At 63.9% G+C, this 20,169-nt stretch carries 18 protein-coding genes; 1 reads left to right on the top strand and 17 read right to left on the bottom strand.

What is annotated here, in order from left to right:
* Nucleotides 1–7: 7 nt before the first annotated feature.
* The 10 genes from ACUXVA_RS10000 to ACUXVA_RS09955 form a co-directional block, all read right to left on the bottom strand.
* Nucleotides 8–961 carry a Bug family tripartite tricarboxylate transporter substrate binding protein gene (locus tag ACUXVA_RS10000; protein ID WP_445491912.1) on the bottom strand — a complete coding sequence of 318 codons (954 nt, stop codon included), beginning with the start codon at nucleotides 959–961 and terminating at the stop codon, nucleotides 8–10.
* Nucleotides 962–1,089: 128 nt separating this feature from the next.
* Nucleotides 1,090–1,311 carry a formate dehydrogenase subunit delta gene (locus ACUXVA_RS09995; RefSeq protein WP_265080449.1) on the bottom strand — a complete coding sequence of 74 codons (222 nt, stop codon included), beginning with the start codon at nucleotides 1,309–1,311 and terminating at the stop codon, nucleotides 1,090–1,092.
* Entirely contained in the window at nucleotides 1,289–2,131 is an 843-nt protein-coding gene (gene fdhD / locus ACUXVA_RS09990) for a formate dehydrogenase accessory sulfurtransferase FdhD (protein WP_265080450.1), read from the bottom strand. The genes ACUXVA_RS09995 and fdhD overlap by 23 nt, the downstream gene beginning before the upstream one ends.
* Before the next feature lie 2 nt (nucleotides 2,132–2,133).
* Nucleotides 2,134–5,043: a formate dehydrogenase subunit alpha gene (gene fdhF, locus ACUXVA_RS09985; RefSeq protein ID WP_445491909.1), complete on the bottom strand. Its 2,910-nt coding sequence runs from the start codon at nucleotides 5,041–5,043 to the stop codon at nucleotides 2,134–2,136.
* Between the two features lie 9 nt (nucleotides 5,044–5,052).
* Nucleotides 5,053–6,603 carry a formate dehydrogenase beta subunit gene (locus ACUXVA_RS09980; protein ID WP_445491907.1) on the bottom strand — a complete coding sequence of 517 codons (1,551 nt, stop codon included), beginning with the start codon at nucleotides 6,601–6,603 and terminating at the stop codon, nucleotides 5,053–5,055.
* Entirely contained in the window at nucleotides 6,600–7,076 is a 477-nt protein-coding gene (locus ACUXVA_RS09975; RefSeq protein WP_445491905.1) for a formate dehydrogenase subunit gamma, read from the bottom strand. Before ACUXVA_RS09975 ends, ACUXVA_RS09980 begins: the two co-directional genes overlap by 4 nt.
* Nucleotides 7,077–7,234: 158 nt before the next feature.
* The gene (locus ACUXVA_RS09970) at nucleotides 7,235–8,128 is read right to left on the bottom strand and encodes a LysR family transcriptional regulator (protein ID WP_265080454.1); all 894 of its coding nucleotides are present in this window, start codon (nucleotides 8,126–8,128) and stop codon (nucleotides 7,235–7,237) included.
* Between the two features lie 238 nt (nucleotides 8,129–8,366).
* Entirely contained in the window at nucleotides 8,367–8,573 is a 207-nt protein-coding gene (locus ACUXVA_RS09965; protein ID WP_265080455.1) for a hypothetical protein, read from the bottom strand.
* A 407-nt stretch (nucleotides 8,574–8,980) separates the two neighbouring features.
* On the bottom strand, nucleotides 8,981–10,981 hold the full coding sequence (locus tag ACUXVA_RS09960) for an O-linked N-acetylglucosamine transferase, SPINDLY family protein (protein ID WP_445491902.1): 2,001 nt from the start codon (nucleotides 10,979–10,981) through the stop codon (nucleotides 8,981–8,983).
* Between the two features lie 173 nt (nucleotides 10,982–11,154).
* The gene (locus ACUXVA_RS09955) at nucleotides 11,155–12,669 is read right to left on the bottom strand and encodes a porin (protein WP_445491900.1); all 1,515 of its coding nucleotides are present in this window, start codon (nucleotides 12,667–12,669) and stop codon (nucleotides 11,155–11,157) included.
* 370 nt (nucleotides 12,670–13,039) lie between these two features.
* On the opposite strand from ACUXVA_RS09955, the gene ACUXVA_RS09950 reads away from it, so the two are divergent.
* Nucleotides 13,040–13,558: a MarR family winged helix-turn-helix transcriptional regulator gene (locus ACUXVA_RS09950; RefSeq protein ID WP_445491898.1), complete on the top strand. Its 519-nt coding sequence runs from the start codon at nucleotides 13,040–13,042 to the stop codon at nucleotides 13,556–13,558.
* A 49-nt stretch (nucleotides 13,559–13,607) separates the two neighbouring features.
* Here the strand turns inward: ACUXVA_RS09950 and ACUXVA_RS09945 are convergent, their stop codons facing one another.
* The 7 genes from ACUXVA_RS09945 to ACUXVA_RS09915 form a co-directional block, all read right to left on the bottom strand.
* Nucleotides 13,608–14,792, bottom strand: a complete 1,185-nt coding sequence (locus ACUXVA_RS09945; RefSeq protein WP_445491896.1) for an alpha/beta hydrolase family protein — start codon at nucleotides 14,790–14,792, stop codon at nucleotides 13,608–13,610.
* Nucleotides 14,793–15,000: 208 nt separating this feature from the next.
* A complete protein-coding gene (locus tag ACUXVA_RS09940) occupies nucleotides 15,001–15,360 on the bottom strand; it encodes a Rieske (2Fe-2S) protein (protein ID WP_445491894.1) in 360 nt (119 codons plus the stop codon).
* 53 nt (nucleotides 15,361–15,413) lie between these two features.
* Nucleotides 15,414–16,118 (bottom strand): ABC transporter ATP-binding protein, encoded by a 705-nt coding sequence (locus ACUXVA_RS09935; protein WP_265080461.1) that lies wholly within the window; start codon nucleotides 16,116–16,118, stop codon nucleotides 15,414–15,416.
* Nucleotides 16,111–16,929, bottom strand: a complete 819-nt coding sequence (locus tag ACUXVA_RS09930) for an ABC transporter ATP-binding protein (protein WP_265080462.1) — start codon at nucleotides 16,927–16,929, stop codon at nucleotides 16,111–16,113. The genes ACUXVA_RS09935 and ACUXVA_RS09930 overlap by 8 nt, the downstream gene beginning before the upstream one ends.
* Nucleotides 16,926–17,963, bottom strand: coding sequence for a branched-chain amino acid ABC transporter permease (locus ACUXVA_RS09925; protein WP_445491891.1), 1,038 nt, complete (start codon nucleotides 17,961–17,963; stop codon nucleotides 16,926–16,928). The genes ACUXVA_RS09930 and ACUXVA_RS09925 overlap by 4 nt, the downstream gene beginning before the upstream one ends.
* Entirely contained in the window at nucleotides 17,960–18,832 is an 873-nt protein-coding gene (locus ACUXVA_RS09920) for a branched-chain amino acid ABC transporter permease (RefSeq protein ID WP_445491889.1), read from the bottom strand. Before ACUXVA_RS09920 ends, ACUXVA_RS09925 begins: the two co-directional genes overlap by 4 nt.
* Nucleotides 18,833–18,978: 146 nt before the next feature.
* On the bottom strand, nucleotides 18,979–20,133 hold the full coding sequence (locus tag ACUXVA_RS09915) for an ABC transporter substrate-binding protein (RefSeq protein ID WP_445491887.1): 1,155 nt from the start codon (nucleotides 20,131–20,133) through the stop codon (nucleotides 18,979–18,981).
* Nucleotides 20,134–20,169 lie beyond the last annotated feature (36 nt).

Raw genomic sequence — 20,169 nt, 5'->3', positions numbered from 1 at the left:
GAAGTTGCTACTTCACATCCTTGAGCAGCAGCATGTTGGCGGCAAGCTCCTTGGCGACAAGCGTATCCATCGCCGCGGGCTCGATCGGATAGGGTTCGACGCCGAGCTTCTTCAGGCTGGCCTGCATCGCGGGCTCCGCCAGCACCTTGACGCCGGCGGCGTGGATCTTGTCGACGATGTCGCGCGGCGTTTTCGACGGCGCGAAGACGCCGATCCAGACCGTGCTGGCGCCGTCCGGCAGGCCGGCCTCGGCCATCGACGGCACCTCGGGCAATTCCGTCGCGCGCACGGCGGTCGAGACCACCAGCGCCCGCACCTGGCCTTCGCGGATCAGCGGCAGCGCGGTGGCCAGCGGGCAGAAATAGAAGTCGATGCGGCCGCCGAGGATGTCGGTGATCACGTCGGGCCCGCCGCGATACGGCACATGGGTGGCCTCGAAGCCGCCGGCGCGGCGGAATTTTTCGGCACTGATATGAACGGCGCTGCCGACGCCGACCGAGCCAAAATTGATCGCCGACCCCTTGGCCTTTGCGGCGGTTAGGAAATCCGCCACCGACCGCCACGGACGGTCCATCGGCACGATCATCACATTGGCGTTGGCGCCGATCATCAGCACCGACGACAGGTCCTTTGCGACGTCATAGGGTAGATTGGGGAAGATCGCTGGCCCGATCGCCAGCGCCGAGGAATGCCCGAGAATGGTGTAGCCATCGGGGTCCGCCTTGACGACCGCCGCCGTGCCCAGCGTGCCGCCTGCCCCGACGCGATTTTCCACCACGATGGTCTGGCCGAGTTCAGGGCCCAGCCGCTCGAACACGATGCGCGGCACCACGTCGGTGGCGCTGCCGGCACCGAACGGGATGATCGCCTTGATCAGCCGCGAGGGGTAGCTGTCGGCATGCACCGAGACCGGGGCCAGCAGGATGGCGGCCAAACTCGACCACCGCAGAAACTTGTTCATGACGCGCTCCATTCGCACCATCCGACGGGATGGTGGGCCAATCGGCCGAAGGCGCAAGCTTTGCAAGATCTCGGACCGCGCCGTCATTCCGGCGCGAGGGCGTAGCCCGAGCGAGCCCGGAACGACAGCTAGCCCTTCAGCTTCACCAGCGCATCGCGGACGTTGATGTCGAGGCCGGCGCCGCCGGCGTCGAGATGGGCCATGATCGCCTTGCGCATGCGCGGATCCCAGAACTTCTTGATGTGCTCGGCGATGCCCGGCACGGCCTTGTCCTGGCCCTGGCTGTTGAAGAAGGTCCCGATCTGGTTGGCCATATAGATCAGACGTTCAGGCGACGAAGGTGATTGCATGATCCGTTTCCTGCGTCACGGCGTCGAAGGCGACGCGGTGCGAATGGGTGAAGACTTCGAAGCCGTCGCCGCGGGTAATCGCCGCCAGCGTGATGCCGGCGGCGGCGGCCATGCGTACCGCCAGCGCGGTGGGCGCCGACACGGCCACCAGCAGCGGCGCGCCCAGCGCCGCGGCCTTCTGCACCATCTCCACCGACACCCGGCTGGTCAGCAGCACCATGCCGTCGGCGGCGTCGATGCGATCGCGCACGAGCGCCCCGGCGAGCTTGTCGAGCGCGTTGTGGCGGCCGACGTCCTCGCGCAAGGCGACGATGCCGCGCGCCGGCGTCCAGAATGCCGCCGCATGGGCGGCGCGGGTCTCGGTGTTGATCTTCTGCAAGGCAGGCACCGCCTGCATCGCCGCCACGATCTGCTGCGGCGAGAAGCGGCGGCCGGCGCCGACGATCGCTGCCGGCCTGACCGCCTCGGCGATGGAGTCGATGCCGCATAGCCCGCAGCCGGTCGGGCCGGCCATCCGCCTTCGCCGCGCGCTGATGCCGTCCGCGGTGGCGGCGTCCAGCCACATCCGCAGTTCGATGCCGTCGTCGAATTCAACGGCCTCGAACGACTGGATCTCGGCGGCCGAAGCAACCACGCCCTCACTGAGGCTGAAGCCGATGGCAAAGTCGTGGAGGTCCTGCGGCGTCCCCATCATCACGGCATAGGTGCCGCCATTGTAGGTGATCGCCAGCGCGGTCTCTTCCGGCACCGCACGCACGCCTTCACTGGCGCCGTCGCGGCGCCAGATCGTGCGTGTGACCGAGCGTACCGGGTCGTGCATGTCTACTCCGCGGCTTCCACGGCCGGCACCGCGATGCGTCGCGACTGACGGGCCTGCTCGTCATATTCCTTCTGCCATTCCGAAGGTCCGTTCGACGGCGAGATCTGCACCGCCGTGACCTTGTATTCCGGGCAGTTGGTGGCCCAGTCCGAGAACTCGGTGGTGATCACATTGGCCTGCGTGGTCGGGTGATGGAACGTGGTATAAACCACGCCGGGCGCGACGCGCTCGGTGATCAACGCGCGCAAGGTGGTCTCGCCGGCGCGGCTCTGCAGCTTGCACCAGTCGCCGTCCCGGAGCCCGCGCATCTCCGCATCGTGCGGATGCATCTCCAGCCGGTCCTCCTCATGCCAGACCACATTTTCGGTGCGCCGCGTCTGCGCGCCGACATTGTACTGGCTGAGAATGCGGCCGGTGGTGAGCAGCAGCGGGAAGCGCGGCCCGGTCTTCTCGTCGGTGGCGACGTATTCGGTGCGCATGAACTTGCCCTTGCCGCGCACGAAGCCGTCGATATGCATGACCGGCGTGCCCAGCGGCATCTTCTCGTTGCAGGGCCACTGCACCGAGCCGAGCTCGTCGAGCTTGGCATAGGACACGCCGCTAAAGGTCGGCGTCAGCGCCGCGATCTCGTCCATGATCTCCGAAGGATGATTGTAGTGCATCTCGTAGCCCAGCGCCCTGGCGAAGCCGAGGGTGACTTCCCAGTCTTCCAGGCCGTTCTTCGGCGACATCACCTTGCGCACGCGCTGGATGCGGCGTTCGGCATTTGTGAAGGTGCCGTTCTTTTCCAGGAAGGTCGAGCCCGGGAAGAATACATGGGCGTAGTTGGCGGTCTCGTTGAGAAAGAGATCATGGACGATGACACATTCCATCGCCGACAGCGCCGATACCACATGCTTGGTGTTGGGATCGGACTGCAGGATGTCCTCGCCCTGCACGTAGAGGCCCATGAAGGTGCCTTCGACGGCGGCATCGAACATGTTGGGAATGCGCAGGCCCGGCTCGGGATTGAGCTTGACGTTCCACAGCGACTCGAAGGTCTCGCGCACCGCATCGCCGGAGATGTGGCGATAGCCCGGCAGCTCGTGCGGGAACGAGCCCATGTCGCAGGAGCCCTGCACGTTGTTCTGGCCGCGCAGCGGGTTCACGCCGACGCCGGGACGGCCGATATTGCCGGTGGCCATTGCGAGATTGGCGATGGCGATCACCGTGGTCGAGCCCTGGCTGTGCTCAGTGACCCCGAGCCCGTAATAGATCGCGCCATTGCCACCGGTGGCGAACAGCCTGGCCGCTTCGCGCAATTCCCGGGGATCGACGCCGGTCATGATGGCGGTGGCTTCGGGCGAGTGGTTGGGCTGCGCGAGAAACGACGCCCAGTCCTCGAACTCGCTCCAGTCGCAGCGTTCGCGCACGAAGGCCTCGTCTGCGAGGCCTTCGGTGACGATGACATGGGCGATGGCAGTGAGCACGGCGACATTGGTGCCGGGCATCAGCGGCAGATGGTGCTGCGCCTCGATATGCGCCGAGCGGACAATGTCGGTGCGGCGCGGATCGACGACAATCAGTTTTGCGCCGGCGCGCAGCCGCTTCTTCAGCCGCGAGGCGAATACCGGATGGCCGTCGGTGGGATTGGCGCCGATGATCATCACCACATCGGTCTGTTCGACGGAATCAAAATCCTGGGTGCCGGCCGAGGTGCCGAAAGTCGACGACAGGCCGTAGCCGGTCGGCGAATGGCAGACGCGGGCGCAGGTGTCGACATTGTTGTTGCCGAAGCCGGCGCGGATCAGCTTCTGCACCACGAAGACCTCTTCATTGGTGCAGCGCGACGAGGTGATGCCGCCGATCGAATCGCGGCCGTATTTCGCCTGGATGCCCTTGAATTTTGCGGCGGCAAAGTTGAACGCCTCGTCCCATGATACTTCCTGCCAGGGATCGGTGATCTTCTCGCGGATCATCGGGTTGAGGATGCGTTCCTTGTGGTTGGTGTAGCCCCAGGCAAACCGACCCTTGACGCAGGAATGGCCGCGATTGGCCTTGCCGTCCTTGTACGGCACCATGCGCACCACTTCCTCGCCGCGCATTTCGGCCTTGAAGGTGCAGCCGACACCGCAATAGGCGCAGGTGGTGACGACCGAATGCTCGGGCTGGCCGATGGCAATCACCGACTTCTCAGTCAGCGTCGCGGTCGGGCAGGCCTGCACGCAGGCACCGCACGACACGCATTCGGAGCCGAGAAAACTCTCGCTCATGCCGGGCGACACCCGACTGTCGAAACCGCGGCCGGAAATGGTCAGCGCGAAGGTGCCCTGCACTTCCTCGCAGGCGCGGACGCAACGCGAGCAGACGATGCACTTCGAGGGATCATAGGTGAAGTACGGATTGCTCTCGTCCTTCGCCATCCAGCGGTCGTTCTCGCAATCATGGGGCGAATGATCGGGCGAGTGATTATGTGCCTTGGCGAAGACGTGGTTCTCGCCAGCATCGCCGTAGCGTACGTCGCGCAGGCCCACTGCCCCTGCCATGTCCTGCAGCTCGCAGTCGCCGTTGGCGGCACAGGTCAGGCAGTCCAGCGGGTGGTCGGAGATATACAGCTCCATCACGCCCTTGCGGAGCGTCTTCAGCCGTTCATTCTGGGTGTGGACCACAAGGCCTTCCATGGCCGGCGTGGTGCAGGAGGCCGGCGTACCGGCGCGGCCCTCGATCTCGACCAGACAGAGCCGGCACGAGCCGAACGCATCCACCATGTCGGTGGCGCAGAGCTTTGGAATCTGGGTGCCCGCCTCCATGGCGGCACGCATGATCGAGGTGCCCTCGGGAACGGAGATACTTTTGCCGTCGATCGTCAGTGTGACCATCTTCTCAGCCTTGGAGCGCGGGGTGCCGAAATCGATTTCATGAACGAGCGACATGAGGTGCTCCTATTCTGCTGCTTGCAGGCGGGCCGGCGTCGGCGCGAAGTCGTCCGGAAAGTGCTTCAGCGCGCTCATCACCGGATAGGACGTGAAGCCGCCGAGCGCACAGAGCGAGCCGAATTTCAGGGTATGGCAGAGATCTTCCAGCACGGCGGTGTTCTCGGCCACGCGCTCGCCACGGCGAATCTTGTCGATGGTCTCGACGCCGCGGGTGGAGCCGATGCGGCATGGGGTGCACTTGCCGCAGGACTCGACGGCACAGAACTCCATGGCGAAGCGCGCCTGCTTCGCCATGTCGACGCTGTCGTCGAACACCACGATGCCGCCGTGGCCGATCAACCCGTCGCGCTTGGCAAAGGCCTCGTAGTCGAACGGCGTATCGAACAACTCGCGCGGGAAATAGGCGCCGAGCGGACCGCCGACCTGCACGGCGCGGACCGGACGGCCGCTCAAGGTGCCGCCGCCGACCTCGTCGACCAGTTCGCCAAGCGTGATGCCGAACGCGACCTCGAACAACCCGCCGTTTTTGATATTGCCGGCGAGTTGGATCGGCATGGTGCCGCGCGAGCGGCCCATGCCGAATTCCGCATAGGCCTTGGCACCGTCGTTGAGAATGAAGGGGATTGCCGCGAACGACAGCACGTTGTTGATCACCGTGGGCTTGCCGAACAGGCCCTTGTGCGCCGGCAGCGGCGGCTTGGCACGGACGATGCCGCGGCGGCCCTCGAGACTTTCCAGCAGCGCCGTCTCCTCGCCGCAGACATAGGCGCCGGCACCGACACGGACTTCGAGATCGAAGCTGTGCGCGGAGCCGCAGATATTGGCGCCGAGGAAACCGGCGCGCTCGGCTGCGGCGATCGCGATGTTGGTGGCGGCGATGGCGTGGGGATATTCCGAGCGGATGTAGATGTAGCCCTTGGTGGCGCCCACGGCGATGCCGGCGATGGTCATGCCCTCGATCACCACAAAGGGATCGCCCTCGAACAGCATGCGGTCGGCGAAGGTGCCGCTGTCACCCTCGTCGGCGTTGCAGACGATGAACTTTCGATCGGCGGCGGTGTCCGCCACGGTCTTCCACTTGATGCCGGTGGGGAAGCCGGCACCACCGCGACCGCGCAGGCCGGAGGTGGTGACGTCGGCGATGATCTGCGCCGGTGTCAAGGTCAGCGCGCGCGCCAGGCCCTTGTAGCCGTCATAAGCGCGATATTCGTCGAGCGAGCGCGGGTCGATGACACCGCAGCGCGCGAAGCTTAGGCGGGTCTGCCGCTTCAGCCAGGGGATCTCCTCTGTGACACCAAGACGCAGCGGATGCGCCGCGTCGGCGATCATCGCGTCGAGCACCGCATCGACATCGTCCTCGGCCACCGGGCCAAAGGCGACGCGGCCTTGCGGCGTCGCCATCTCGATCATCGGCTCCAGCCAGTAAAGTCCACGCGAACCGTTGCGCACGATCTCGAGCTCGAGCTTTCGCGCTTCGGCGGCGCGCACGAAAGCGTCAGCCACGTCGTCGGCACCGACAGCAACCGCGCCGGCATCGCGGGGAATAAAGATCTTCATCGCTGCGCCTCCGCGACCAGCGCATCGAGGCGCTTCTCGGTGAGGCGTCCGACCACGCGGCCGTCGAGCATGGCAGATGGCGCGGTGGCGCACAGGCCGAGGCAATAGATCGACTCCAGCGTGACGCGCTGATCCGCCGTGGTGTTGCCGAGCTTGATGCCCAGGCTGGATTCGGCGCGCGCCGCCAGCGCATCGCCGCCGGCGGCCTGGCAAGCCTCGGCGCGGCACAGCTTCAGCACGTGCTGGCCCGCAGGCTCATGGCGGAAATCGTGATAGAAAGTGAAGACACCGTAGACTTCGGCGCGCGACAGGTTGAGCGCCGACGCGATCATCGGAATCGCCGGCTCCGGCACGTAGCCGAAGACTTCCTGCAATGCATGCAGGATAACCAGCGTGCCGCCCTCCACATGCGAAAGGCCCGCGATGATCTCCGCGCTCCGCGTCTCGTCCCAAGGTTCATAGCGTGAGGTCATTGGCGTGCCCGACGTTGATGTTCAGGCGCCAATGAGAGTTGGAATTAATCCAAAGATCAATAAAGCAGTCTCATGCTGCGATACGGAAACCTGATCGATCAGGAAACGACATCACACGATCGGCAACCGGAATGAACAGCGAGAGCGGAATCGCGGCGTCAAGCTTCCAGCGACGGCGCCACTTCGCGCGCAATCTGCACCAGGGCCGCGATCAACGGCGTCATCGGGTCGCGCTGCGGCACCACGAGTCCGACGCCATAGGTGACGACGGGATCGATAATCGGAATCATCCGCACTGCTCCGGTGAGGCCCAGCGTCTGCGCCAGCTTGGCAGGCATCACACTGGCCCAGCGGCCGGTCTTCACATGGGTGTACAGCACGATGATCGAATTCGAGGTCAACGTCGGCACCGCCTCGGCGCCGACCGATTTTAGCGCGCGATCGATGATCCGGCGGTTCTGCATGTCGGGCGTCAGCAGGCATAGCGGCACCTGGCCGACTTCCTTCCAGGTCACTTCGTCGCGGTCGCCGAACATGCCGTCGGGCGACGTCAGCAAACGGTAGCTCTCCTGATACAGCGGGATCGAGCGAACCTTGCCGAGCGGTTCGTTCTCAATGTAGGTGAGTCCGGCATCGACCTCGAGATTTTCCAGCAGGCCGAGCACGGCCGCCGAGGTGCACGACTGCACGCGAAAGCGCACGTCGGGATAGCGGGCGCGGAACGGCGTGGTGAGCGACTCCACCATGCCGAGCGCGGTCGGGATCGCCGCGATGCGGATCTCGCCGGACAGGCGATCCTTGAGGCCGTTGATTTCCTGGCGCATGGCGCGGGCGTCGCCGACGATGCGCCGCGCCCAGTCGAGCGCCCGTTCGCCCTCCGGGGTAAAGCCCTGGAAACGTGAGCCGCGTTGCACCAGCATGACGCCGAGGAATTCCTCAAGCTGCTTCAGGCTGGTGGACATGGTCGGCTGGGTGACGCCGCAGGCCTCGGCGGCGCGGCCGAAGTGCCGTTCCTTGGCGAGCGCCAGCAACAGTTCGAGCTTGTCGATCAAGGGAGCCTCGGTCCGGGCATGATGTCAGGATCGCGCGATACCGACGATGCCATTCGCCGTTCGCCGGCTGGCAACATAGGGCGCTATGCGACTCCCCTGCAACCGGTCAGCAAGCTGCGCGCAAGCCGATCGGGCCTCATAGGGGTGCAACAAGAGGTGTCGCGAGCCAAGGCGACTGGTCTGGATGAAGCGATCACAGTCGGGCGCGCCAGACAGGCGCGGCCCGGTATCGAAGGGATCAGCCGAGGCGGCTGATCTGCTCCTCGGTCACCACGCGCTCAACGTTTTCCGTCTTGCTCTTGATGCGGTAGCGCGGACGGCCGTCGGCCTCGATGGGCAGGCAGGAGGTGATGGTGTACACGCTTCGCTCCTTGACCATGGCGCGGCCTTGGGGACCCTGAAGCTGGTGGTGAACGTCGTCGTTAATCGCGTAGTTGTGCGCCATTTTTTTGCTCTCCGGTGAGCGGCTTTTAGCCACAACGGCTCGGCAAAGCAACAAATCCCGTGCAATACCGGTCAGATAGCTCGTCAGGCCTGATATGCAGTTAATACAGAAGTGGCCGGCTACCGGGCTCATCGCCTCTACAGTCTGTTGCCGATCGGGCTGGCGAAGCGCCAGGCCAGAAACCGAAAAACCTCCGGCAGGGCATTGCCGGAGGTTTCGGAGGTTTACGTATAAAAGTGCGTCGTCTCCTTGAGACAATCTGCCGTCAAAGAATTTGCCGGCTGCGCATGTGAAGACTACATGACTTAGAACGATGAGTTCAATACCTGATTTAATCAGGCTATTCGGAAAATGATGGAACTCCTCGAAAGTTGATCGCCCGGTGGAACATTAACCACGACTCGCCCTCAGCGGGACACCCTGGGGCGCGCGGCCACCGCGATGTCATCGGGCGGCAGGCCGGCCCGGGAACGCTCGACCATGGCCAGATAGGCCGTTTCGATGTGCTCAGTCACTCGCGCCGTATCGAACAGCGGGGCGGCAAGCCGGTTGTCCCGGAGTGTCCGTGCGATCGCCGCCAGACGTGCCGGCTGCGTCGCCAGTTCGATCGCCAGACGCTCATAGTCCGACTGCGACGTGGCGACCAGTTCCGGCAGGCCGATATTGTAGAGCAGACTGGCCGCCACCCGGCCCGCGAAGGTTTCGCCGCGGCAGGTCAGCAGCGGCAGGCCGGCCCATAGTGCGTCGCTGGCCGTGGTGTGGGCATTGTAAGGCAGCGTGTCCAGAAACAGGTCGGCGCAGCGATGCCGGGCGAGATGTTCGTCCCCCGGCATCCGTCCCGCGAAGACGAGACGCCCGGCATCGACGCCGCGCGCGACGGCTTCGCGACGCAGATTGGCGGCGGCGGCGGCATTGTCCTCGAGCAGCCAGAGCACGCTACCGGGCACCTGATTCAGGATGCGCATCCATCCGTCGAAGCTGACGGGCGTGATCTTGTAGTTGTTGTTGAAGCAGCAGAAAACGAATCCCTCGGCGGGAAGGCCGCACTCCGGCCGGCTGAACGTCCGCTCGGCAATCGGCCTGTGACGGTCGTTGGCCTGGTAGCAGTCGGGCAGCCACGCGACCTTCTCACTGTAGAACTGCCGGTGCTCGGCGGGCAGCACGTGACGATCGGCGATGATGTAATCCATGTAGCGCGCGCCCAGCGTGCCGGGGAAGCCGAGATAGTTGACCTGAATGGGTGCCGCCCGCCGCGCGAATACGCGGGTGCGGGCGTCGCCGAAATAGCCGTTCAGATTGACCAGGATGTCGATGCCAGCAGCGCGAATCGCGGCCACCGCTTGCGGGTCTGGCAAGGCAGCGATGTCGATCACGCCGTCGACGGCGGCATCGATGCGTCGGCGCGTCGCGCTGCCGTCGTCAAAGCCGTTGTCGATGGCAAAAACCTCGAATTGCTGCCTGTCGTGCTGCTCGAGGGCGCCGACCAGCAGCAACGATGTGGCCTGCTGGCGAAATTCGCCTGACAGGTAACCGATGCGGATCTTGCCCTCTGTGCGCAGTGCCGGCAGATTCGCCTTGTCGAATCGCGCGGGGAAACGGCTTGCGCTGTAGAGTTCGGCGCAGCGCTGCAAACTGCGTTCCGACGTGGCTAGACCCTGCCAGGCAAAGGGTTCAACGCACAGGCGCCCCGCGGCGAGATCGCGGTCGATCTCAGCGATGAGACGGTCGGCTCCGCTCCAGTCGCAGGTCAGCATTTTCTGGTGCAGCAGATCGCCCTTCACCAGTGGCATTTGCGGGTCGATCTCAAGCGCGCGGGCATAGGCGCCGGCGGCCTCGGCGGGGCGCCGCAACTTCTGAAGGATAAAACCGCGGCTGAACCAGGCTTCCGCCATCCCCGGCTTCATCGCCAGCGCCCGGTCGCACGCGACCAGCGCGTCGTCATAGCGTTTCAGCCTGGTGAGGGATCGGCTCCGGTTGAAGAAAGTCGCCGGGTCGTTCGGATTGAGCGAAGCGGCCCGGTCGAAGTCGGCGATGGCGGCCTGGGGATCGTTGAGATCGTTCAGCGCCGCGCCGCGCGCATTCCAACTGTCGGCACTGCCGGGATTGAGCGCGATCGCCTCGGTGAAGCGCTGCACGGCCTCCTCTGGACGGCGCAGCGCCTTGAGGACCAACCCGTAATTGTAGAACGTTGCATCAGAGGTTGCGCTCAGCTTCAGCGCAGACTGCAGCAGGGGTTCGGCCTCGGCGAACTTCTTCTGCGCCACAAGAACAACGGCGAGAAGGTTCAGCGCGGCCGGATGGCGCGGCTCCTTGCGCAGCAACTGCCTGAAGGATCGTTCGGCCTCGGCGAACTGCCCCTGCTGGAAAGACGCGATGCCCCGTTTGAAGAGTTCAGCGGCGGATGCCATTCGCGAGCGTGCCCTTTCCCGGTGCGACAGAGCGGCCTTATAGACGCCGGACGGGCACAGGTCGACAGCCGCGGGGAGCGCGACACGCTGGCCATGCGCGCAAGCAAAGACCCCCGGCAGTTTCCTGCCGGGGGTCTTTGTTTCAGATATTGAGCGTCGTGAGACGATCAGGATCAGAAGGAGCGGGAGATCTGAACCCCGCCGTTGTAGATGTTCTGGCCACCGAGACCGTACACGGCACCCGCCGGAGCACCGCTCACTCCACCCGCGTTGGTGTAGGTTCCGCTGAGGTTCGTGTTCAAGCGGCTGTAGACGAACTCAGCCGCAATGGTGAGATCCTTCACCGGGGTCCAGGCGGTACGGGTACCGACCTGAGCCGTCGAGAGCTTCATGTCGCCACCGGTGGGAGTGATGAAGCCAGTACCAGCGGCCGTGCCACCGAACGACAGAGCCGTAATTAGAGCCTGGTTACCGGCAGCACCGTAGGAGATCTGGCTGTAGTTGCCGAACACCGAGGTACGCCATGCCGGATTCCAGTAGTGCTCATAGAACGCGCTGACGTCCCAAGCGGTGCTCAGGTCGATCCCGGTACCGTTGCCAGCGTTCGTTCCGGTGTACACGCCGTCAAGCACGTAACCGAAAGCGAGGGTGCCTGCGCTCGGACCGCTGGCGCGGAAGTACCGCCCTGCGCCCGAGGTATCAAGCGTGCCACCCCAGACATACTTGGCAGCGCCCTTTGCGTAGGTTGCTTCCATCTTGAAGCTGTCGCCGGCGCCGGTGGGCAGGTTCTTCAGTTCGAAGCCACCGCTGACGGCGTAGCCCCAGGTCGTGGCCGGACGGCCGGTATCGACGGTGCCGTTGTAGTAGGCGCCGTGAACTTCATGACCAGCTGCCGACACGAAGGCCGAACCCCATGCCTGATCGAGGCGCAGGTTGCCAACGATGTCAGGCATATGATCGCCGCCCGACTGGTTGCCGGTGAAGTTGCCAGGGCCGTATGCACCGCCTGTGAGCAAGGAGGCCGTGCTGAAGGCGAGCGACGTATTGACCACACCGGCGGTGCGGTAGGGCTGCGCGTCTTCCAGCGAGATCGTGGCCGACATGCCATTGCCGAAGGAAGCCGTGTAGGCCAGCATCGGGACGCCGGTCGCGTTGTTGGAGCCGGCGTTCAGGCCCGACGAAATCGTCGGCTTGGCCAGCGCCCACTGCGGATCGAACATCGAGACCGACTTACCGAAGGTGAAGCCGGCGAACTGGATGAACGCATAGTCGACCTCGACCGGTGCGCCGCCAGCAATGCCCGAAACGCCACGAGTCCAGTCGAACTTCGCGTCACCATAGGTGCGCAGAACACCGTATTCGGTGGCCGTGCGGGTATCGATGTTCACGTTGAAACGAGCGCGGGTCTGAAAGAAGTCACGCGACCAAGCCTGCGAACCGGGAGCGCCACCCTGCCACTGCGGGGCGTCGTAGATGTTGCCGTTGAGCGCGGTGTCGATACGGATTGCGCCACCGAGCTTGATGCAGGTGTCGGTGCCCGGGATGTAGTAGAAGCCTGCGCCGTAGAGCGAGCAGATCTTCACGTATTCGACCGCTTTGGCCTTCATCGGAAGATCGGCTGCCTGTGCTCCACCGATGGCGAGAAGACCCGCCGCGGAGCCGAGAATAAGGCCCTTAATCGTTGTCATGGTAAACCTCCAAGTTGTTCTTAAAGGGAAGGTTCCGGATCCGCCGGGTGACGATCACCCGAAGATTGTTCCCTTAGTCCCCCACTACCGCCTGGTACTTCGCGTCTTCGGTCCCACCCGCATAACGCGAGGTACTAAAGCGAATTACTTCAACGGGACGACTGCGGGTTGCCCCATCGCCGAAACGGACAATGCCTGCGCGCTTCGCTTAAGCAAAATACTTTATGAACTCATGCATCTTTATCGCGCCGCAGTGTGGTTTCCCTGCAACACACGAAGTTGTGGCTTGCCTGTCGCAATTGCCTGATAGAGTTATGTAAATTGGAAAACTGCAGGACGAGTCATGGCTAATCGAGCGAGCGTAATCAGGGTGGACGAAGACTTCGGCACCGACGAAGAAACACTACCGGCGCACCTGGCAGGCAAGAATCAGGAACTCCTGCGGCAATTCACCTGGGACATTGCTGCAATCAACATCCATCTCGACGGAATCCGCTACTTCTGGGCCAAGGAACTCGGCATCAGCGGCCCGCAATGGATGATCCTCATGGCCATCGGGGATCTCGACCGCGGCAAGGGGGTTCCAGTCAAGGATGTCTCGGCCATGCTGCATGTCGACCCGTCCTTCGTGACGACCCAGTCCAAGATGCTCGAGAAGAACGGCTTTCTGCGCCGGATCCCGTCCCGCGAGGACGCCAGAGTGGTGCTGATGTCGCTGTCCGACAAGGCCAGCAAGAAGATCGCAACGCTGTCGTCCCGTCGCGATGCGCTGTTCGCTTTCGTGATGGCAGAATTCGACCCCGCCGCGCTGCTGGAGGTCGCGTCTCATATGGCCCGGCTCAAGGTACGGCTGGAAAAAGCCAACCTGATGCTCGCGGTGGATAGCTGAGTTTTCCGGCAGGTGCGACGCCGGCCACCGGACGAAGTCTCGACCGGGGCTATGCCGCGGGACCGCGCAGCCGATCGGCGATCCAGTCGAAGATGAACTCATTTCCGATGGTCGGATTGTCCACATGCCCGGGCCCGGCTGCGGTCTCGGCAGCGGTGAAGATCTTCAGATCGATGTCGAGGCCGCTGGCCCGCAAGGCCTGGCAACAGCCGGTCACGTGGCCGGCGTCCAGCCAGTCATGCTCGCCGATCGTCACCAAAATCGGACATCGAATGTTCTTGGCAATGCTGCCGCCGCAGAGCTTGTCGAATCCGGCCGTGCCGCCACAGCCGCCGCTGGCGATATTTACCGTCAGAAACGCCCGCTCGTGCAGATCCCAGATGCCGCCATCGCAGACGACCGCGGCGAAGCGATGATCAAGGCTGGCTCCCCGCGTCGCAAGGGCCGCGCCCAAGCCGTCGCCGAACACTGCGATTCGCTCGGGATCCACCCCATCGTTGGCGATGAGATGGTCCATGCAGCCGCTGATTGCCGTTTCGATATCGAAGCGACCCGGCGCACCGTCGTCGCTCAAGGCGCCGGGCCGATAGCCGGGCAAATCGACGAGCAGCAACGATAGCCCGCGCCGATGCGCGTAGCGCGGCAGGCTGTGCAGGTATTCTTCCTTGAACCTGTCGGGGCCTCCGAAGCAGATCACCGTCGGCGATGCGCCTCCACGCTGGGGCGCCGGCAGGAAGTATCCCTGCAGAACCTCATTCTCCGCCCACGGAATCTCGACGGTCTCGCCCACCGACGCGGCGCGCAGGTAGAGCTGCGAGCAAGCCTGCATGTGCGCGATGGCGGCACTGCGCCGACGATCATTGGTACCGAGAAAGGTCTGCGCTGCGCGAAAATAGTTCATGGCTCGCAGCCAGTTGCTCAGTGCGGTCTCGGTATGCCCGCTATGGAATGCGGTATCGCCGCGCTCCTTTGAAGTATCAGCGAGTTTCTTCCACTCCCGATACCAGCTTTCATCATCGCCGGGATTGATGCTGCTTGCAGCGCGAAAACACTCCGAAATAGTGCTACCGCCGTCCTGGGCCGCGCCCAGAATCTGCATGAACTGAAAAGAATAGTCTTCGTTGCCCGGCCATTGCACCCAACCGCGAGGACCATAGAAAGGCGTAGCTGCAACCAGTGCAATGTGCGTCACGACCCCGAACTTTTCTTTTCGCGCTGTTTCCGCGCATTGCATCGAGCTTCGGCGACAACCATCGCCACGCGCAGTCGTAGCTCGAATGGCAACAACCGCGTCTTTTATTACTAGCTCAAGTATCTAGATCTTCAAAGAAATTCCGCCTGCGAACGCAAACTTCCGATTACCAAGTGAGTACTTCCTCAACAACCATGACGGTCACACATGTGGCTTCCGAAGCCCGAAGGTTAGTTCCCGTAAACACAAGCTAGTTCCCGGGAACAACCGGGTCGACGCGCAGTGCCGTATCGACGGAAACCCAGACCTGCCCCTCTGCGATCCGCACCGGATAACGTCGCAGCGCGCGGCTCGACCAGCCCGGCGAGATCTCGCCGGTCGGCAGACTGAACCAAGCGAGGTGACGCGGACAAAACAGCCGGCCATCGGCAACGCGGCCCTGGGCCAGATCGGCCTGTTCATGCGGGCAGGCCCTCTCGCAAGCGAAGATCCGCGCGCCATCCCTCACCACAATCAGATCGACGCCGCCGATCCGCGCGCAGACGATCGTCTTTTCAGCCAGGCGTTCCAGGGTGCAAGCGGCGATCCAGTGTTCACTGTCCGATATCATCCCTGAATGAACCCCACGGATAGCCGCATGCGGCGCGTCGGCCGCAGATGGCCTCAACCGCCAAGATAGGCCCGCCGCACATGCTCGTTCTCGATCAGATCGGCACCCAGCCCGGACAACACCACACGCCCGGCCTCCAGCAGATAGGCATGGTCGCACATCTCGAGCGCCGCGAAGGCATTCTGCTCGACCAGAAGTACAGTGGTACCGGCATCGCGGATGGCGCGGATGATGGCGAAGGTGCGCTCGACGATATTGGGCGCGAGCCCGAGCGACGGCTCGTCGAACATCACCAGCCGCGGTCGCGACATCAGCGCGCGGCCGATGGCCAGCATCTGCTGCTCGCCGCCGGACAACGTCCCCGCCGCCTGCTTCCTGCGTTCGGCCAGGCGCTGGAACTCACCATAGATCCGGTCGCGATCCGCGGATATTTCCGAAGAATCGGAACGCAGATAGGCGCCCATGTCGAGATTCTCCTCGACGGTCATGTGCGGAAACACCCGCCGTCCTTCCGGACAATGCGCGATGCCGCGCGTCAGCACCTGCTGCGGGCTGGCGCCGGTGATATCGTCGCCCTCGAACCTCAAGCTGCCGCTGCGCGGCGGCACGAGGCCCGAGATCGCGCGCAGCGTGGTGCTCTTGCCGGCGCCGTTGGCGCCGATCAGCGCCACCAACTGCCCGGCCTTCACACTCAGCGTGACGCCGCGCAGCGCGGTGACCTGCCCGTAGGCGCAGACCAGATCGTTGATCTCAAGCATGCACAGCCACCTTCTTCGCGGCGTGACTGGCGCCTTGCCCGAGATAGGCCTCGATCACCGCGGGATCGTTGCGGATCACCTCGGGCGTGCCCTCGGCGATGATGCGGCCGTAGTTCAGCACCACGATGCGATCCGACACGCCCATCACCATCGGCATGTCGTGCTCCACCAGCAGGATGGTGACGCCGCAGTCGCGGATATTGCGGATCAGTTGCACAAAGGTGTGGGTCTCCGAGGCGTTCATGCCGGAGACCGGTTCGTCGAGCAGCAGCATCGACGGCTGCGCCGCCAGCGCCAGCGCCACGCCGGCCAGCCGCTGCTCGCCATAGGACAGCGAGCCGGCGAGATCGTTGGCGCGGGCCTCGAGCCCGATCCAGCGTACCAGTTCGGCGGCGCGCTCGCGCAGCAGCCGCTCGGACGCGCGGGCACGCGGCAGGCCGAGGATGGCATCCAGCAGCGACACCTTGCCCTGACGGTGCAGGCCGATCAGCACGTTGTCGAACACCGTATCGCGCGGAAACACGCTGGTGCGCTGGAACGTGCGGACCAGGCCGAGATCGGCGATCTCGTGCGATTTCAAACCCTTCAGCGGCGTGCCGCGATACTTCACCTGGCCCCTGGTCGGCGTCAGAAACCCGGTCATCAGGTTGAAGGCCGTGGTCTTGCCGGCGCCGTTGGGGCCGATCAGGCTGAGGATCTCGCCTTCGCCGACGCAGAAGTTCAGATCCGACAGCGCCACCAGGCCGCCGAACTGCATGGCAACGTTCTCGACGCTGAGCACGATCTCGCGCGAACCGGACTGCATGGTCATGCGCCTTCCTCCACCACATCGATGGCCTTGGCCGGTCTGTCCGCGGCGGGGCGCGACAGGCCGAGCAGCGGCGCCAGTGTCGGCACGATGCCGCGCGGCAGCACGAACAGAATCGCGATCAGCACGCCGCCATAGGTGATCCATTGCGCCTCCGGCGGCATGATCGGCCGCAGGAACACCGGCAACAGGCCGAAGATCACGCCGCCGACCACCGGTCCGGCCAGCGAGCCCTTGCCGCCCGAGACCACCATGATCACCATGGTGACGGTGGTGATGAAGGCGAAGACGTCGGGATCGATGATGCGGATGTAGTGCGCGTAGAGGCTGCCGGCGGCGCCAGCGATGCCGGCCGAGATCACCGCCGCGAGCGTCAGTGTCTTCGTCACGTCGATGCCGACAGCGACCGCCAGCGTCTCGTTCTCCATCAGTGCGCGCATGGCGCGGCCGTAATGCGAATGCACCAGACGGGCGATCAGGAGATAGGACAAGGCCGCAACGGCGAGCACCAGATAGTAGTTCTGCAGCTTGGTCTTCAGCACGAGATAGCCGAGCCCGGGCAGGCCAATTGTGATCGACGGAATATTGGTCAGCGCCAGAGGCCCCTGCGTCAGCTCGACCCAGTTCAACGCCACCAACCGCACCACCTCGGCGAAGGAAATGGTGACGATCACGAAATACGCGCCGCGCACGCTGAAGGAGAGGCGACCGACCAGATAGCCGCAGAAGGCGGAGATGGCGATCGCGAGAGCGAATCCGGTCACCGGCGGCCACGGCACATGGACGATGTGGAAGTCGCCATAGATCGGCACATCAAAACCCAGCGCCGTCAGCGCGGACACGTAGGCGCCGATGCCGAAGAAGGCGACATGGCCCAGGCTGAGCTGGCCGGTGAAGCCGAGCAGGAGGTTGAGGCTCATGGCGGCGATGATGAAGATGCCGGTGGTGATCAGGGCATTCAGCAAATATGGGTCCTGCAGCCACAATGGCACAGAGGCGAAGACCAGCAGGCAGAGCAGCGTCACGATGCGGCTCATCCGACGCGCTCCGCACGGGCGAACAGCCCGGTGGGTTTAAAGATCAGTACGGCGATGATGATCACAAAGCCCATGGCATCGCGATAGCCCGACGAGACGTAGCCGGCGCCGAGTTCTTCGGCGAGGGCCAGCATGAAGCCGCCGATCACCGCGCCGGTGATGTTGCCGAGCCCGCCGAGGATGACGATGGCGAAGGCCTTAACCGCCGCCAGATCGCCCATCTGCGGGAAGATGACATAGACCGGGCCGAGCAGCGCGCCGGCAGCCGCAGCAAGGCTCGAGCCGATGGCGAAGGTGGAGGTGTAGATCCAGCCGACATTGATCCCCATCAGCGCCGCCGTGTCCGAATCCTGGAAGGTGGCGCGCATGGCCTTGCCGAGTTTTGTCCGGTTGATCAGGAGATAGGCGATAACGATCAGCAGCGCGGCAGCGGCCAGCACGAACAGGCGCAGCCATGACACAGAGACCGGACCGAGCACCAGAGGCGCATCGGGAAACGGATTGCTCACCGACTTCGCCACCCCACCCCAGATCCACAGCGCGCCGGACTGCATGGCAATCCAGGCGCCGATCATCACCAGCATGGTGGTGTCGATATCGGAGCCGCGCAGCGGCCGCAGCAACAGCAATTCGATGGCGGCGCCGAGCAGCCAGCCGGCAGCGATAGCCACAGGAATCGCGAGAAAGAAATTAAGACCGAACTGATGCACCACGATGAACATCATGTAGGCACCGAAAGTGTAGAGGATGCCGTGGGTGAAGTTCACCACATTCATGATGCCAAAGATCAGCGTCAACCCGATGCCCAGCAGCGCATAAGTGCCGCCGAGCACGAGGGTGTTGAGCAGATGTTGCAGAAGCTGGGTCAAATTCGGTCCTCTATGTCATTCCGGGATGCAGCAGGCGGCGGAGCCGACTGATGCAGGCCCGGAATCCCGACATGTTCATCGTCCCATCCTGAGGTTCCGGGCTCGCTCGCGCTGATGCGCTCGCGTCCCGGAACGACAGTTTGAGATTACAGCGCCTTCATGCCGACCTTGCCGTCGGCGATTTCGATCAGATAGACGTTCGGGAAGCTCTGGCCGCTTTCCTGGCCGGCAGGACCCGACTTCTTGAACACGATATCGCCGTTGAGACCCTTGATGTTGATCTCCCACAGCGCGGCCTTGATGGCGGCGGGCTCGGCCTTGCCGGCCTTCTCGATGGCTGCTGCGATGGTGCGGATGCCGTCATAGCCGCGGAAGCTCTCGGTGCAGCCGGCAAAGTCGAAGCCGCGCTTCTTCCACTCGCCGATGAAGTAGCTGGTGGCCTCCGGGTTCGGCGTCTTGTCGGGATACCACGGCAGGAACGTGGTCAGATGCATGGTGCCGTTGGCGGCAGCACCTGCCTGGGCGATGATCTGGTCCGGGTTCTGCGAACCGCCGGTGGTGATGATGCGCTTCTTCAGGCCGATGGCCGCGGCCTGCTTGAAGATCAGCGTCGGCTGGTCGACCGCGGTGGTGACGATGACGGTCTCGGAATCGCTGGCCTTGATCTTGGCAAGCTGCGCGCTCATGTCCTGCGCCGACTGGTCCATGGTCTCGACCAAACCAATCGTGATGCCGTGCTCCTTCATCATCTTGCCGAAGTCCTCGGCAGTGCCGCGACCCCAGTCATTGTTGATGACGAGGAAATCGGCCTTCTTGATCGCCAGCTTGTCGATGATCTTGCTGAATGCCGCGCCTTCGACCGCCGACGGCGGCGAGATGCGGAAGATGTAGGGGTTGCCCGAGGTGGTGATCTTGCCGGCCGACGAGGTCTCGACCACCATCGGCGTCTCGTATTCCACAAGCTTCGGCATCACGGCCAGCGTCAGGCTGGAACCCCAGGCGCCGAGCAGCACCGGCGTCTTGTCACGGGTGATCAGCTTCTCGGCAACGGCCGCGGCTTCGGTCGGGTTGCTCTTGTTGTCCTCGATGACCAGTTCGATCTTCTTGCCGAGAATGCCGCCCTTGGCATTGATCTCGTCGGCCGCGATCTTGGCGCCGTTGACGACATAGGTGCCGGATGCGGCGAACGCGCCGGTCAGCGGCTCGTTGACGCCGATCTTGATGGTTTGCGCGTGAGCCGCGCCGTCGAACAGAGCGAACGCAAGCGCGATCGCCGGCACGGCCTTGAAGGTTCGTATCATGTCATTCTCCCAATGAACGCTGGTGAAACGGGCGCA

The sequence above is a fragment of the Rhodopseudomonas sp. RCAM05734 genome, from assembly GCF_052658035.1.
The sequence above is the reverse complement of the archived record's forward strand: the minus strand, read 5'-3'. Positions and strand labels throughout refer to the sequence as shown.

Coding starts and splice junctions, on each gene's coding strand:
- ACUXVA_RS09965 (WP_265080455.1), bottom strand. CDS start 8,573: ATGGCGCACAACTACGCGATTAACGACGACGTTCACCACCAGCTTCAG.
- ACUXVA_RS09995 (WP_265080449.1), bottom strand. CDS start 1,311: ATGCAATCACCTTCGTCGCCTGAACGTCTGATCTATATGGCCAACCAG.
- ACUXVA_RS09980 (WP_445491907.1), bottom strand. CDS start 6,603: ATGAAGATCTTTATTCCCCGCGATGCCGGCGCGGTTGCTGTCGGTGCC.
- ACUXVA_RS09960 (WP_445491902.1), bottom strand. CDS start 10,981: ATGGCATCCGCCGCTGAACTCTTCAAACGGGGCATCGCGTCTTTCCAG.
- ACUXVA_RS09930 (WP_265080462.1), bottom strand. CDS start 16,929: ATGACCATGCAGTCCGGTTCGCGCGAGATCGTGCTCAGCGTCGAGAAC.
- ACUXVA_RS09945 (WP_445491896.1), bottom strand. CDS start 14,792: ATGCAATGCGCGGAAACAGCGCGAAAAGAAAAGTTCGGGGTCGTGACG.
- ACUXVA_RS10000 (WP_445491912.1), bottom strand. CDS start 961: ATGAACAAGTTTCTGCGGTGGTCGAGTTTGGCCGCCATCCTGCTGGCC.
- ACUXVA_RS09925 (WP_445491891.1), bottom strand. CDS start 17,963: ATGAGCCGCATCGTGACGCTGCTCTGCCTGCTGGTCTTCGCCTCTGTG.
- ACUXVA_RS09915 (WP_445491887.1), bottom strand. CDS start 20,133: ATGATACGAACCTTCAAGGCCGTGCCGGCGATCGCGCTTGCGTTCGCT.
- fdhF (WP_445491909.1), bottom strand. CDS start 5,043: ATGTCGCTCGTTCATGAAATCGATTTCGGCACCCCGCGCTCCAAGGCT.
- ACUXVA_RS09955 (WP_445491900.1), bottom strand. CDS start 12,669: ATGACAACGATTAAGGGCCTTATTCTCGGCTCCGCGGCGGGTCTTCTC.
- ACUXVA_RS09935 (WP_265080461.1), bottom strand. CDS start 16,118: ATGCTTGAGATCAACGATCTGGTCTGCGCCTACGGGCAGGTCACCGCG.
- ACUXVA_RS09975 (WP_445491905.1), bottom strand. CDS start 7,076: ATGACCTCACGCTATGAACCTTGGGACGAGACGCGGAGCGCGGAGATC.
- ACUXVA_RS09940 (WP_445491894.1), bottom strand. CDS start 15,360: ATGATATCGGACAGTGAACACTGGATCGCCGCTTGCACCCTGGAACGC.
- fdhD (WP_265080450.1), bottom strand. CDS start 2,131: ATGCACGACCCGGTACGCTCGGTCACACGCACGATCTGGCGCCGCGAC.